This window comes from Bacillus sp. COPE52 (assembly GCF_003355115.1).
In the GTDB taxonomy this organism is placed as follows: domain Bacteria; phylum Bacillota; class Bacilli; order Bacillales; family Bacillaceae_G; genus Bacillus_A; species Bacillus_A toyonensis.
Window position 1 is genome coordinate 5,742,693 of record NZ_CP031292.1, and the last position, 14,704, is coordinate 5,757,396.

The 14,704-nt window shown below is 31.3% G+C and carries 11 protein-coding genes and 6 pseudogenes; 8 read left to right on the forward strand and 9 right to left on the reverse strand.

Annotation, left to right across the window (positions count from 1 at the left end; all coding sequences use genetic code 11):
* Positions 1 to 387: 387 nt before the first annotated feature.
* The gene (locus tag DPQ31_RS28930) at positions 388 to 852 is read right to left on the reverse strand and encodes a DNA-binding protein (protein ID WP_208731440.1); all 465 of its coding nucleotides are present in this window, start codon (positions 850 to 852) and stop codon (positions 388 to 390) included.
* Positions 853 to 1,571: 719 nt separating this feature from the next.
* Positions 1,572 to 2,006: an ArsC/Spx/MgsR family protein gene (locus tag DPQ31_RS28935; protein WP_000838805.1), complete on the reverse strand. Its 435-nt coding sequence runs from the start codon at positions 2,004 to 2,006 to the stop codon at positions 1,572 to 1,574.
* Between the two features lie 685 nt (positions 2,007 to 2,691).
* Here DPQ31_RS28935 and DPQ31_RS28940 point away from each other — a divergent pair.
* Entirely contained in the window at positions 2,692 to 3,819 is a 1,128-nt protein-coding gene (locus DPQ31_RS28940) for a replication initiator protein A (protein WP_098126736.1), read from the forward strand.
* A gap of 483 nt (positions 3,820 to 4,302) precedes the next feature.
* On the opposite strand, the pseudogene DPQ31_RS29605 reads toward DPQ31_RS28940, so the two are convergent.
* Positions 4,303 to 4,548 (reverse strand): annotated as a pseudogene (locus tag DPQ31_RS29605) (nucleotidyltransferase domain-containing protein); the annotation flags it as partial.
* A gap of 372 nt (positions 4,549 to 4,920) precedes the next feature.
* Between DPQ31_RS29605 and DPQ31_RS28945 the strand changes: the two are divergent.
* From DPQ31_RS28945 to DPQ31_RS28960, 4 genes and pseudogenes are all read left to right on the forward strand, one after another.
* Positions 4,921 to 5,169 (forward strand): annotated as a pseudogene (locus DPQ31_RS28945) (DNA repair protein); the annotation flags it as partial.
* Positions 5,166 to 5,486 carry a YolD-like family protein gene (locus DPQ31_RS28950; RefSeq protein ID WP_208731441.1) on the forward strand — a complete coding sequence of 107 codons (321 nt, stop codon included), beginning with the start codon at positions 5,166 to 5,168 and terminating at the stop codon, positions 5,484 to 5,486. The pseudogene DPQ31_RS28945 and the gene DPQ31_RS28950, both read left to right, overlap by 4 nt.
* Positions 5,487 to 5,528: 42 nt before the next feature.
* Positions 5,529 to 5,903 carry a hypothetical protein gene (locus DPQ31_RS28955; protein ID WP_098000087.1) on the forward strand — a complete coding sequence of 125 codons (375 nt, stop codon included), beginning with the start codon at positions 5,529 to 5,531 and terminating at the stop codon, positions 5,901 to 5,903.
* Between the two features lie 91 nt (positions 5,904 to 5,994).
* A pseudogene (locus DPQ31_RS28960) lies at positions 5,995 to 6,474 on the forward strand (ABC transporter permease); the annotation flags it as partial.
* A 366-nt stretch (positions 6,475 to 6,840) separates the two neighbouring features.
* Here the strand turns inward: DPQ31_RS28960 and DPQ31_RS29935 are convergent.
* Both DPQ31_RS29935 and DPQ31_RS28970 read right to left on the reverse strand, forming a co-directional pair.
* A pseudogene (locus DPQ31_RS29935) lies at positions 6,841 to 7,131 on the reverse strand (restriction endonuclease); the annotation flags it as partial.
* A 1,864-nt stretch (positions 7,132 to 8,995) separates the two neighbouring features.
* Complete coding sequence (locus tag DPQ31_RS28970) at positions 8,996 to 9,265, reverse strand: hypothetical protein (RefSeq protein ID WP_208731442.1); 270 nt, start codon at positions 9,263 to 9,265, stop codon at positions 8,996 to 8,998.
* Positions 9,266 to 9,485: 220 nt separating this feature from the next.
* On the opposite strand from DPQ31_RS28970, the gene DPQ31_RS28975 reads away from it, so the two are divergent.
* Both DPQ31_RS28975 and DPQ31_RS28980 read left to right on the forward strand, forming a co-directional pair.
* Complete coding sequence (locus DPQ31_RS28975) at positions 9,486 to 9,920, forward strand: hypothetical protein (protein ID WP_097882079.1); 435 nt, start codon at positions 9,486 to 9,488, stop codon at positions 9,918 to 9,920.
* Positions 9,921 to 10,366: 446 nt separating this feature from the next.
* Positions 10,367 to 10,543: an antitoxin VbhA family protein gene (locus DPQ31_RS28980; protein ID WP_179862561.1), complete on the forward strand. Its 177-nt coding sequence runs from the start codon at positions 10,367 to 10,369 to the stop codon at positions 10,541 to 10,543.
* 300 nt (positions 10,544 to 10,843) lie between these two features.
* On the opposite strand, the gene DPQ31_RS28985 is transcribed toward DPQ31_RS28980, so the two are convergent.
* Complete coding sequence (locus DPQ31_RS28985; RefSeq protein ID WP_261797495.1) at positions 10,844 to 11,041, reverse strand: DNA-binding protein; 198 nt, start codon at positions 11,039 to 11,041, stop codon at positions 10,844 to 10,846.
* Between the two features lie 48 nt (positions 11,042 to 11,089).
* Between DPQ31_RS28985 and DPQ31_RS28990 the strand changes: the two are divergent.
* Positions 11,090 to 11,326, forward strand: a pseudogene (locus tag DPQ31_RS28990) (SMI1/KNR4 family protein); the annotation flags it as partial.
* A 572-nt stretch (positions 11,327 to 11,898) separates the two neighbouring features.
* Here DPQ31_RS28990 and DPQ31_RS28995 read toward each other — a convergent pair.
* The 3 genes and pseudogenes from DPQ31_RS28995 to DPQ31_RS29005 all read right to left on the reverse strand — a co-directional run.
* Positions 11,899 to 13,167, reverse strand: a complete 1,269-nt coding sequence (locus DPQ31_RS28995; RefSeq protein WP_208731443.1) for a glycoside hydrolase family 5 protein — start codon at positions 13,165 to 13,167, stop codon at positions 11,899 to 11,901.
* Between the two features lie 382 nt (positions 13,168 to 13,549).
* Positions 13,550 to 13,777, reverse strand: coding sequence for a hypothetical protein (locus tag DPQ31_RS29000; RefSeq protein WP_208731444.1), 228 nt, complete (start codon positions 13,775 to 13,777; stop codon positions 13,550 to 13,552).
* 176 nt (positions 13,778 to 13,953) lie between these two features.
* A pseudogene (locus tag DPQ31_RS29005) lies at positions 13,954 to 14,523 on the reverse strand (peptide MFS transporter); the annotation flags it as partial.
* Positions 14,524 to 14,704: the final 181 nt, after the last annotated feature.

Sequence of the window (14,704 nt, forward strand, 5' to 3'; positions counted from 1 at the left end):
TAAGAGGTGTTTATTAGTGTTTAAGAAATCTTCTTTTGTTTTTAATGTAATGCAATCTAATGTATAATTCCTCTAACTAGAAAACCAGATACGTGAGGAACAACTACATCTGGTACTGCATCCAGAACACTACCTTCTACCGGTCCTAATTCTTCTGTTGTCAATCTGTTCATATTCCTTTTGAATTCTTTAAAACTACAGACTGTATTTTATGAAGTGCATCAGCCCACCTCATCTTACCTCTTATTTTGAGTCGCTTTAAGAGGATTCGACGTTATATTTTTTTGCATGTACAAACAAAACCATTTGAGAACAAAAAGTCAATAGGTCAGAAGAAAATTGTACACTTGTAATTTTCATTAAATCAATAAGACGTTATCCAACGCTTTATTCTGATAATAATTTAATTTCTCTCACTAACACACGAAAAGGTTCAAATCCATGTGAAACAATAATATCTGTATTTGCCCTTGATTTGAATTTACAATCTCTTTTTAAGGCAAACATTTTCCCACTCGCAATTACAACATCACCTTTTTTAGCACTGAGTTTCTGCCATAAAGTTACTGGTACTACAATTAGTAGCTCACCAAAACCATCATTAAGTGTTACATAGACAATATTAGCACTCGCATTATCACTTAGATTATTCATGTTTACAATACTCTGAATCTGTCCACCACAAACAATTTCCTTCTCCTGCATTCCACTAGATTTTAAATTGTAGGAGAATTCACTAATATGAGATTGTAGTCTCTTCATTAGTTTTGCTGCTTCTAACACCTCCGTATTAGTGTCTACTAGTACATCTAGTTCGTTATTTACATAAATTTCTTTTAGTATATTTGTCATTTGAAAAATCCTTTATCACATAGTTTTTTGTTTTTTCAATAGATTAGATTATATTTTTATAGAGGAATACAGTAGAATCCACTAAAAATAAAAAAAAAGACCACTGATTCGATAAGTCAATTCTCATCCAATCAAAACAGGTCCTTTACGATCTATTACTCCGATTAATAACTTCAAATATGCATTGAAAATTGCGAACAAATGCTAAATATGTCTTAATAATCAAATATGTAATTACAGTCTACTTACTACATTAGTCAATCCCTCAATCACAGCAAGTTCGTTACTACACTTAATATGTCCCAAAGTACCATATGTTCTTTTACCATTGAAATATTTTCTAACATCCGTTCGTAACTCATTCAGCTTACCCTGCCAATAATAAAGACCTAATACTTCCTATTAGGTAATGATTTCAATTCTGTATAGATAATTAGAAAACCTTCACATACTAAGGATTGGTTAAAATCTTTATTGACAATACAATGCAAAACAATATTGCAATTGTTTCTAAAAACTTGGTATATTCTTCAAGAATTCGCCATACTAATCTTCACACTTAACTTGTCCCTTATGAATTCTTAATGTATGTAATGTTGTATAACTAACAAGGTGATTAATTATATCTTTAGCCCTACTAGTATTAGGAATACACTAAAATATTTCAGTTAAGTCGAAATTTTTTTCAAATTACTACACATGATTAGTAACTTTTATATTCAACTAGCTTCCTCGTACTCGATTTGTGCTTCTGGTTTTAAGTACATCTTCCGTTGTTCTTGCTTTCTTAAATGTCGTGGAAGGAACATCTTCGTACCGTTTAGCCCAAATGCAATCCTGTTCCAGTCTGTCAAGATAGTTGTTTTTAGCAACTTCGGATTTTGAAGAATGACATTGTATGCTTCACGTAACGTTAAGTCATCAAGATCAATCCCTTGTTCAGTAAGAAAATCAATTGTACTACCACGTTGAGTTAATAAGTCATCTAAACCGTTGTCTGTTAACGCTAACAAAGCTTTGAACTCAGTAAAAGTAAAACGATCTCGTACAATATGTTTATTTGTCGCCATTAAATCGTACTTGGCTAATTTTTCTGCAACCCTTTCTCCTTCTGCACTGTTAATTGTATAAATAGTAATATTAAGGCTTTTCAAAAATAATTCCTCCTAATGTTTTCTTAATGTAGGTAACATAAACACTTGATTTAAAAAATGCTAGTAATTTTATCAAAAGCACCACTTCATTTCAGAAAAAAATTGTAAACTTTAAAAACACAAGAAAAGTAGGAGCTTTAGCCCCTACTTAATTACAAAAACCATATCTCACTTAATTTTCCTATCTTTCAGATAAATGACATTATCGACATATTTCATTCATGTAACAAATAAAAATATATCCTATTTTGTTGAATAAACACTAGATTAACAAAGTTAATATTGTTTTTTAGTGAAAATAACATTTTTGTCATTAAATAACTAAAGTTAGTATTTGTAAAAAAGGTGATTGCAATCGCTATTTGTCCCTTGTATGATAAAACCAAGAAAAATAAACATCATTAAATCCGATTTGTCAATACTTTTTCGAGACATTTCATAAAAATTAACCTAAAAAATAGGCTGCGATGTTCGCCACATCGAGCCTAGGACAAAATTTAAAAGTAAGAACACTTACATTTTCGTTTTGAGTCTAAATTGGAATGCGTAAAATAATATTTCAATTTGTATTTGTTCTAGTATGAAAATCTATCATCTTTAATAGTACAAAAATACTGCTCTTTACCTTTTTAATCTTTTGTCCTTTGCAAACTATTATACTACCAATGAATCTGGAGGCTTTTTTATGTTAAAAAAGAGAATTAATATAAAGGATATACCAAACGAAGAGTTCTACAAACTACCTAAAGTTTTCATTTGGAAAAAACAATATCGTGAGAATTTAAGTATCGGTGCGAAATTACTATACATGTTAATAAGAGATCGATTTAATTTATCTATATATACAACACAAATTTCAGTTGATAACGGAAACGACACGCCTGCCTTCGTAGATGAAAAAGGTGATATTTATTGTATTTTAGATAATCAAGAAATCGAATTCTCATTAAATATTTCAAACAAAACTGTTACGAAGTTCATGGAAGAGCTTATAGCTGAAGAACTTGTATCCACAGAATCAGTAGATGGAGGCGCTAATCGAATCTACTTGAATGAACCCGATCCTAGTGGAGCGTCATTAGCACATTTCCTTGGTGAAAAAGAATACTACAAACATGTTAAGATGCGTAAGAAAAAGAAGAAAGAACCATTAAAAACATTAGAAGAGTGTATAGCTACTGCTATAGATAAATACGGTGTAAAAAAAGTAGATAAGAAAAATTCCATTACTAGGGAAGGAGAAATTCCGGTACCTAGTGATGGAAAAAGTACACCCCTTAGTGAGGAGAAAACTCCACCCCTAGGGGAGGAAAAAGTACATCCTAATAATATTTATTCTAGTAATCTTGACCTTAGTGAGATTTATCCCAACGAGAATGATACAAACCCAAATAAATCTTCTAAATCAAAAATAGATGAAGAACCAATAGAAGAACTTAAAAATAATATTGTTTTACAAAAAAATAATTATGCCTTATTAAACCCTATCCTTGAACAAGTTGGGATCTGTCCCGATCTAAAGGCACTTAATGTTGTGAAGAAAATACTTGCAGAAGCTGGAATTACAACATTCCACAAGGTAGATGTATTAAATGCAATAGGTAAACATGCTATGAACGTCAAAAAGTATTTATCCCAAGGCGAAGTAATTGAATACGAACCTGCATTTTTCGCTAATAATCTTGTAGACCGTATTAGAGAGAATACTCTTAAGCGTCAAAACGAAGTGAAAAAACTGAAAAAGATAGAAAACCAACAAACCTATGAAACCACTTTTCATTTTTCTTCTTACAATTGGCTTGAAGCAAATTAAAAAAGGGTTCAGTTGCAAAAAACATTTGATAGAAATATAGACCCAATAAAGCCTATTTAATGACAGATTATGACGCACTTCTAAATAACTTATGTATGAACCCAACTTCATTTTAAGTAGATTTTACCTATAAGTTAAGTTGGCCTTCATTACTTGCGTAACTTCAACGCCGTTCAATATACAAGTGGCTATTTCATACATCTTAAATTTCAAATCGGAACATACACATTTCTTAATGAAACAGAGGTCCTTTTTACTATATTATTATAATATTTAACTTTAATTATTTATATACTTTTCTCTCCTCTTAACTCATGAATTGCTATAGGAAGAGTTCTTGTTTTATAGCAATTCAACAGTTGAGAAAATAAAAAGACACTTTTTTACAATCTTTAAGTAAAATTCTGTATTTTAGACATACGTAAATAGAACTTCCCTTAGTGCATCTTTTATGAAGTCACTGGAAGTTGCTCCGTTGATTTATTATTCCTCATTCAATTTTAAATACATTTTTAAAGCCTGCATTTCAAAATTGAACTTTTGTTCTTCATCAGAACAAAATATTATCTTTCCTTTATGTATAATTTGGACCTAAAGAACTGTTGAACTCTTTGATAAATCAACATATCAATATCTCTATGAATCATATCTACCAACTCCTGGACTCATAAAACGTTTAAAAATCCCTAAAGTTATGTCTCTTAAATATGCTATATCAATAACATTATCTCTCCACTACTTTTTTATTGTTAGGGATTTTACCCCTTTGTTACATATTCTTCTTAACAAAAAAATTAATTTTAAGAAATTTTTAAAACCTCTTTATAAAAGAACTAACGTTCGTGTATAATGAGAACTAACGTTCTTTTTGTTTTTAAAAATAATTACAATGTACAATTATTTAATCCTACTGAATAGGGTCATCTTAGATGTCGATTTTCACATTTTTTATCATTTTAACCAAGATGACTCCTTCTAAAGAATGCAACGATAAGGCTTCTAACCGCAAGGACTGTGGAACTAGCCTAATAAATTAGAGTTCGATAGAACTCTTTACTTAGGAATTCCTTCTTCTAAACGAAGTAAAAATGAGATAGTTCAAATCAGCAATATACTGGCGAAACCATTCGTAGCACAAACATATCCTTAACAAACCTACTTCAAGAAGGAGAAGAACAAATTTCACTTTTTGATAATGTCACGCAAAGAGAACAAGAAATAAAGCTAACGAAAGTAACGGATGAAATACGCACAAAATTTGGAGAGAATAGCATATTAAGAGGAATTTCGTATACAAATAATGCAACAGCAAGATACAGAAACACACTGTTAGGGGGACACAAAGCATGAACAACGCTAATATGCAACAAGGCCTAGGAATGGTAAAATGGGCGCGATTCGCAGGAATTCGTGAAATGATCAAAGAGAAAAATAAAATAGCATCTCCCTTTTTAACCTCTGAAGAAAAAGAACTGATTAAGAACATGCTTTTATGTTCCTTATTGTCCGAAGAAGAAATACTAATTACATATTATGAAGGCGGCTATTTACTTACTAACTATATGACCATCATCGATATAGATTCGCTAAATAGCGCTATCATATGTACGGATGCTTTTTATAATAAGTTGACACTACAATTTTCGGATATACTGGATGTAAAATAGAATAGATTTAAACGTTTGTATTGTTATAAAGGAGTGTATAAAATGCAAGGGAATCAGATAAGAAAGAACGCAGCAAGAACAGTTATTCATAATGATATAAATAACTATCCCTATTTAAATATACCTATGATTATCAATGAGAATGATGGAATAATTTACGAGGTTTTAAGCGCTGGTTTTCATAATAATGATGCAGTAGCAATGATAACAACTGACGGTTTCACTACAACTAGGGTAAATACACCAATCGTAACAGTAAAAAACGATGATAGTAGTATCCAAGTATTCCGTTTACCTTTAGAATTGGATTATTGGGTACTTTCATGTATGCGTGCTGCTTCAACAGGAAAAAATCCGTTCCCATGTAAAGTTGCTTTTGGAATCATTGATACTAAATGTCATGTGGAATTCAAGTAAAAAAGGAGTAAATTCATTTGTTCCTTTTATCGTTTTTGGGACAGTTATTTTTCTTAAGTTGATGGGCATGTAGCGGTACCCTCACTATTATATCGTGTTTGCTGGGAAAACAAATGCTTATAATTCATACTTAAAAAAATGGAAAAAACTCGACGAATTGCAGGTAGATAAATATAAAAACGCGAAGTCTGAAGCATTAAATAGTAAGTATTAACTATACAATGACATTCATGGTCTATTCAGCGGACTTATGTTTATAGGCTTCTTCGTTGGAATTGCGTTCTTAGCAATGATGGCAAGTTGTCTAATGTTTAAAGTTTTGTCTGGCGCATCAAAAGATAGAACGCGTTATCAAATGCTTCATAAAATCGGTGTTCGTCGGGAATTGTTAACAAAATCGATTTATAAAGAGTTATTCTTCGTATTCCTATTCCCAGCAATTGTGGGTATTACGCACATACTAGTTGGCATGAACATGTTGAGTCCTCTTTTAGTGGATCCATACTATCGAATTTGGTTACCAATTGTTATTTTCATAGTGATTTACTATTTGACTACAGTTCAATTGTACTTCCGAAAGAAAATTAGTGTACAAGGTTTACATATACGAATAATCAATATAATCTGTCCCCATTTATTGGTCATTCTAAATGGGTGCAAAAAATTTCAAAATAATAAATGTCATAGTACTACGACCTGCGAATAATTGATTCTAGTGTAAAAGCTCTACAATTGTATCATTTATTTAAGAACAGACTATTTCAGTAGTCTGTTCTTTCTACTTTCCATACAAAACGGGGTTACTCTTATACAGCATATCGAACTCAGTATTTTTTCGAATATTCGTTTCCTCTTCAGGGGTAAGATCTACTAGTTTCGGATTTTTTTAGCTTATTTCTTGATTTCAATTAATTTCAACACATCTAATTACCATCCACTATTCTCGTTTGTCAAGATTTTGCATATCTCCGTATACTTCCCGAAGTTTTTGCTGCAGTATATCACGGTCCCATAACAGTACATTGGTACTCTTCGCCTGATTTTGTGCCTGTTTCGTGTAATAATTATTTGTGATAACTAAACCCCGATCTAAATTGTAGAACGCAATTCCAGCAATTACCTCTTGTACGGCCTTGTTTGGTACTTTATCACTATACCGCTTTGCCTGTATGCCAATATTTAACCCTTTTCTTCTCGCAATAACATCTATACCATAATCTCCCGAACTACTCGTTACCTCTGTCTAATAGCCCATATCTTGAAATAACTGTGCAACAAACTCTTCAAACTGATATCCATCCATTGCATCTATGACTTCTATTGTTACTGATTCATAATCTTCCACATCAGCTAAGAGATCGGATTCATAATTTTGTAGAATCTGCTCTTCTCCTTGTCATAGAATGGAATAACTCTCTCATCTTCATTTATACAATCAGAAGAGAGTATAAAATAAATAGAAATTAAAAACATGGTGAACATTTTTGATGGTTCAAGACTTTGAACAGATTTTTCTTCAGCATACGGAATATTTAAACCGTAATTTATATCCCGATAAATACCTAGTTGTTGTGAATCATAGCGTATACTAAACCCATTCATTCTCTTTAATTCTATTATCTCAGGTTCTTTTTCTCCATTAGAAAGTTGTATATACGCTATTTTTATAGAGAATTTATCTAGAAAAAGTACATGCTGCAAATCTTCACTTACAAATTCGAAGTCAAACTAAAAGTCTGATAATACCTCTCTTGATTTCCGAAGAACACCTCTTTCTCTTTAAAATATATTTCAATTCTTTCTTCTTTCGACAATTTATCTGGCTTTTTCCGTTTAAAAAATCCCCACATCCCCCTGCACAGTTTACATATACGCTAATACTTAATATGTATTATAAACGTTGAGATAAATGCTCTGCTATACAAATTAATTCAGAATGTAATAAAAAGTACTGTATAAAACGCAAACAAAATAACCCCTACTAAAAATGAGAAGAGGTTGAAAGTATTGGCGTTAAATGAAAATAAAATTTGCCTTTTCACACTGGAAAAATAAGACTAATGTGATTGAAAATATAAACTTTATTTAACATAAACTCTTCCTTCTTCAGTAAGTTTGATATTCAAGATAAAAACTTATATACGAACCTGAACTATTGTCCTTTTACAAATTCTTTTATTACAGATGCCACTTTTCCAATGATCTTCCGTATGTTATTTTGCAAACCACATTCTCTAAAGCATTCCATTCTGCGGTAACAAATTCATATTTTTTTATATAAGGAATGGAAAAATAATTTATAATTCTATTTATATTACGTTTTTAATATAAATCTTATAGAGTTCAATCAGTTGGAAAGAAAGCAAATACAAATAAAGTTGTAAATTCTGATTTGGATGATGAAGATGATTTTAACGACTATTATGACGACTACAGTTCCCCTAGCTATTATAGCTCTTCTAATAGTTCAAGTTCTGAAAGTTCATATAGTAACTCCAATTATAACAGCACTTCTAGTTACAAAAATGAAGATTCCTCTAGGTATGATAGTCCTTCTTATAATTCTAGTTATAATAGTATCTCAGATGAAAATGATTACTAATAAAATACTAACTTGCATGATAGTGCACAATCTATTTGTCATAAGAATGCACACAGCCATGTATTCAAAATATATTAAATTGCAACAATCATTTTGATTAGGAATCTTATCCATAACATTAAACTTAAGATGGTTCCATACGGAGAAAGGCGCCTTTGGTGTCTTTTCTTTTTAAGGATCAGTGCCAAGCTTCTAATATATTACGTAAGAACTTGACGTTATTTTAAATCGCTCAAAAAATAGACAATGATTTTCACTTCCAACTTCACAAAACAATTTTCCCTTTTTGATTTGTACTATTTGACGATGTTCATGCAAATTGAATTATTCTATCCACTAAACAAGAAATAATTCTCCAAGAGCTGAATATATCACTCAATAAAGCAATTTTTCATATAATTGATTTCTTGTTTCATCTAAACCTATATCCTTAGACTTCTACGCTTGAAGTATCCTTTACGGATAAAACATTCCTTCACTACTACGTCAATTAAATCTTTTCTTGCTGCAGTAGTTTTTCTAATTCATGAAGAAATGTATGCGTTTTCTCAACATCCTTTAAGATATCCTCTAGGTTCTCATTTGCTACAAAATCTCTAATAGAATGGTTAAAAACCATTAACCTACCATATTTTTGCTCTATTTCTTTAAACCACGCTTCTTTTTCCAAACGCTTAAAATTTTTACGAATGACTTTTTCCCTTTTTGAAGGGATGGACATAAAGAGTCCTCCTAATACATCACCGATTACATCTCTCATGTGAAAACCTCCCCTTTTTATATTGTAACATTTAGAAAAAACGATATATAGTAACATTTCCAATACACTTCAAATAATGATTCGTTACCAATTAGAGTGAACGGTAGAACTTGCGTTATTGTTTTTTTCTTATCTCGACAGAATACGACATCACCATTTACCTTAATTTGGTATAATCATCTGTGGAATTTTACAATTTTTCAAAATGGAGGAATTAAACATGTTCAAAAAGTTGAGTACCATTGCATTAGGAAGTGCTTTAGCGATGAGTCTAGTTGCTTGTAATGATTCGTCAAACAAAACTTCTACAGAAAAGAAAGATGAACCAAAGCAAGAGGCTAAGAAAGAAGCAAAACAAGACCAAAAACAAGAAACGAAAAAGGACGATAAAAAGAAGATAACGGTTGCCGATGTGGATACCATCAAAACTGGTGACCCTGTAACTGGTGAAGGCGGAGATAAATACGAGGATCTAGTTGCTAAATATGGCGAACCTGACATCAAATCTGATTCTACAAGTAAAAATATAAAAACGTATACTGCTAGTTGGAGTAAAAATGCAAAAGGTGGCACAGGAGCTAATTTCACCGTTAGTTTCATTGAAAAAGATGGTCAAAAGTTAGCAGTAAGTAAAACTCAAATAGGGATGGAATAAATCCTAGTCATAGAAATCATGTTTATGAGGAAAATCCTAAATCGTGATAAAACAAGCACTCGAATGGGTGCTTGTTTTATCATTTGAAAGTAATGAATCACTAGAAATCCCCACTTATTAACAAATGATTTATTCTTCTTACATTTATGACCATACAAAAAACATGTAGTACCCTGTATTTTACGTACTGGAAAAGCAAATCCATAGATACATCCTTTTCAACTTGATATGCTCTGTTCTCATAATATAATTCCATACTAGATATCTCTGTTTTAGATTCTTTATATATAGCTTGATCCTTTTAATGATTAGATATTAAATCCCGTTTATTTTCATAAAGTTGTAATGGCGCAACCCCCATTCAACTTATTTATATATATTTTTAGGTTTAGTAAGCAAAAATAACAATTAAAAATAGATTCAAATTGAAAGAGAGGATCTAAATTATGTTTAAAAATGAGGAAGAGCTGCAAAAAGCTTTTGAAGCAGCAAAGGCGACCTTAGCAATTGAGGGATTGACTGTTACAAAGGAAATGGAGAAAGTCATAAAAGATAAGTTACGGGGAAAGATTACTATGGAGGAATTAATTAGTTTAGCAGATGCTATTGCCAGATGTAAATAAATAATCTTTTACTTCAAAATCTGTAACCTTGAAACCTACTTTACATAAAAATAGTAAAAAACCATTTTGAAAGGAAATTTAACAACATGGTTTTTTACTTTAAAAATGAGATTTTCAGTTGCTACAAAATTGCAATAAGCACTTACTGTAAATTTGCTAATTGAACATAGGAAAACACAGTAACAATTTTAAAAACGATAAGATTTTGAAATTCCTCCTACCTCCCATTATTCATCAAAATTCATATCCCTTCAACGTTGCTATTCTGGATAATATTTCTTTCTTAACACATTTAGTTCTTCACCTAATTTTTTCTACATCTGGTTTCCCATACAAAGAAACAATCGTTACTTGTTTTAAAGGAATCAGTCTTTCTGTTTTAACCAATTGATTTAATCTAGAACGAGTTATATTTAGTAATTCTAGTACCTCGGCAGACGTCAAAATATATTCATTTACAAATTGTTTAACATCTTCTCTTGTTCCTAATTCATGCATAATACGTCACCTACTTTTATAATCTGTTTTTTATCATTTCCGTAATCAAACTCTTTAGAACCAGATATTGAAAAAGAGCTTAAACCAGCTCTTTGGAATACTAAGTGGATTCCAATTGCAGAAAATGGTGGCGGAGATTACCTTTGCATTGATACAGATCCATCTGAAGTTGGGTTTTCAGGACAAGTTTTATACTATTACCATGACTGGGGAAGGCGTGCCATTGAGGCAAAGAATATTTTTGCATTCATCGAAATTTGTTTAAAAGAAGTGAATTATGAATAAATGTACCTAAAGTAATGTGTGCTTTAGGTACATAAGAAAGGACATTACATATTAATTATACAAAATATGTAATGTCCTTTAATTTATTTTAGCCTTTTCATTTTAGGTCCTGATAATTAGAAATTCACACAATCTTTTTAAATACCACTTTATCCTAGTAAACAATCAACTTTTACAGATGGTACTTGATTCAATTTAATATTCAGATGAATAAGTTAGCAAGAGTTTAATTATGCCTCCCTTTTTTATATCATGTTCTGGCTATGTAAGATGTTCTGGGTCTTAAACATAATATAAAAAGGATCAAGAAAATGACCCTTTTTATTATTTTAAAACTTAGTTTGTAATGAAAAATTTGGTTTAAAAGAAATTTGTAATATACATTCGATAGTTGGTGAAGTAACAATTTATGTATGTCGAACAATTAAGATGGCTTACTACCATCCCTTGTCCGAAGCCAATTCATCTCCCAACTACTCACTTCGCGTTCCTTGAGGAAGGAGTCTTCTTGACAAAAATGATAAAATGAAGAGATGGCTAATTTATTTAGTCCGTAAACCAAACATTCTAAACTATTTATACCCCTGTAAATCTTTTTTAATTACATCCCAGAGTGAATTATCTTGGCGTATCGGTTTACCCTCTTCGTCCCATTTTATTTTTCCTGTCCCCAATTCATAATTCATTCCCGTCCATGTGTCTTCACGGAATGCATAGAATGATTTATGCCAACCTTTTTGGTTGAAGATAGAAATAAGATCTTGCATGTATTGGCTAGCTCCTGGAACAGTACGGTTAATTCCAAACTCCTCTGCAATAATTCGATTAGATGGTACATGGTTTTTCTTAGACCATTGTTGGATTGGCTTCAAAAATTTCTCTAATCCTTGTTTATTCCACATTACAGGTTTCTCTAAATCTCCTACTTTTACTAATCCTGGATATTGATATTCCTTGTTTTGTTTTTCACCTTGGCTCGTTAATTCATATGGTTCATACATATGAAATGCGTATAGTGTTTTTTTATCATTTACTGATTTTAAATATTTAAAGGCCCATGGAGTAGCGTATAAACCTGAATCTAAAATAACCGGTGTTTCTTGGTCTACTTCACGTATGGAATTAATCACCTTTTGATAGAATCTGTTTAAATCCGCTGTCGTTCCCTTCACTTTTGCATACCATTTCTCGTAATCTTCCGTCCAAAAATCATTATATCTATTATTTTTAGCTGTTTCTGGATGTGGTTCATTTATAATATTATAACCAACCACCGCGGGGTGATCTTTTAGTTCCAGAGCAAGATCCTTCCAAAATTGACTTGCTTGTTCTTGATACTTCTCTTCTTCCCATATTCTGTCGTCATTCTTGTTATTATTAAATTGACGCCATCGATCACCAGGTAAAGATAACATTGTAAGGACAACTTTCATTCCTTGCGATTGGGCAGCATCTAAATCCGCTTTTAATTTTTCTAGATCCTCCTTTACTAATCCCTGATAGTTATCTGCATTACCTATCAGAAAATCCTTTCCGGAAGTATCTGGTTTATCCTCAAATAGAAAATCTTTATCTTTTGCCCATTTATCAGGTGCTAAACGAACATATTCAATATTTGCTTCTTTTGCACTTTTATAGTTTTCAGGCAATGACGTACTATTCATGAAATTAGTACCCTTCCTTTTTGAATCCCAAAAACTAATTTTTGAATCGCTCTTGTGATAAGTATCAGCTCTTACATTCATTTCCTGTACTCCAAAACTCATCATGCCTAATAACGCAACAATTGGCAAAAATTTTTTCACAACTTTTCCTTCTTTCTCTTTATATTTTACACACATAACATACCTTTGTTTTGTTACAGGAATATGGCAATTTTCCAAAAATAAATTTTAAGTTTATAAGGTGGTAGTTCATTCATAAAAAAGAAAGAGACAATTAGAACGTTGCTTCATTAAAAAAAAACAAAAAAGGAATCCTTGACGGATTCCTTTTTTTGCAATGCACTCTTTTTCAAATGGTACATTTTGCACCTACGTTTAGTATACCTCATAATTCCTATAAAATAAATAAGATTAAACGAAATTTACTGCATGTATTTTCATAAAAGTATATGAATCTAGAAATTAATACTACTAGGTTCACTTACAAAAGATTTGTGTTCTTTCACCAACAATAAAACATCATAATTCCTTATAATTTTACAGATAAAATAGCATATTTTTAAAACTCATCCCTTGAACATTCCTTTAGTTGTTCCATAGCAATCTTTTGCGCATGTTCCTCACTATCTATCAAAGTCAATCCTTGTGATATATAACTCCAAAATTCATATCCACAATCCTCCATCCACCTATAAGCTTCTGTTGTATATAGACCATCCTTTCTTTTAATGATTTGAACCTTATAGTTTTTACTTGGAGATAAAAACTCTTGTATAACCCGCTCCATTTATGTAATACCCTCCTAAAATAAGCGCTAGGCTTTTTCACCTAACCCTACTAATATATTTATCCATGTTTAATCAATCTCATACGGAAATCTTCATCTGCACTATAAAGTTGTAACGTATTTAAATCATAATTTTGTACCTGATATCTAAAACTCTCAGTTCTTTCAGCCTTATGACCGTTCTCAAGGTGAAAGTTATACTTTTGACCAAGTGTTCCTATCACAAACGGAGATAATAGTGCCCCTAAATTAATACCCATATAGAAAATACCGAAACCTGAATCACGACGAGTATCTGATTCACTATATAAATCACCAACAATACTAGATACATTCGGTTTTAATAACCCTGTGCCAAGTACTAAAAATACCATTGAGATAAATAACGTGCTAACCGTTCCTGGTAGAGCTAATATGAGATGACCAATCATAATTAAAACGCCACCCCAAAATATTGTTCTACTTGAACCTAATAGGCAATCTGCAATCCACCCACCAATAATTCCAGACATGTAAACTAACGAACCATAGATAGCCATAATGGATGCAGCTGTAGCATGATCCATCCCTAGGCCACCTCTTGAAATGGAATAATACATATAGTAAAGTAATATTGCTCTCATTCCATAGTAAGAAAATCGCTCCCAAAATTCTGTAAAGAATAAAGTAAATAGTCCTTTGGGATGTCCAAAGAAACCATTTTGCGGAACGGTGCGAATGATATCACTTTTGTTAAGCTTCTCCATACAAATGAACTCTTAATATAAAGATATAGTGATTTTAATTAAGTATATACCAAAAATTAGAAAATTTAAACAAATATACATTTGTTTAATAATTAGATTTTTAAGAAAAAACAAACTATGTATTGTTTTTAATGATAATTCCATGTAAATTAATTAATATAGATATATTAATTAAAATGCT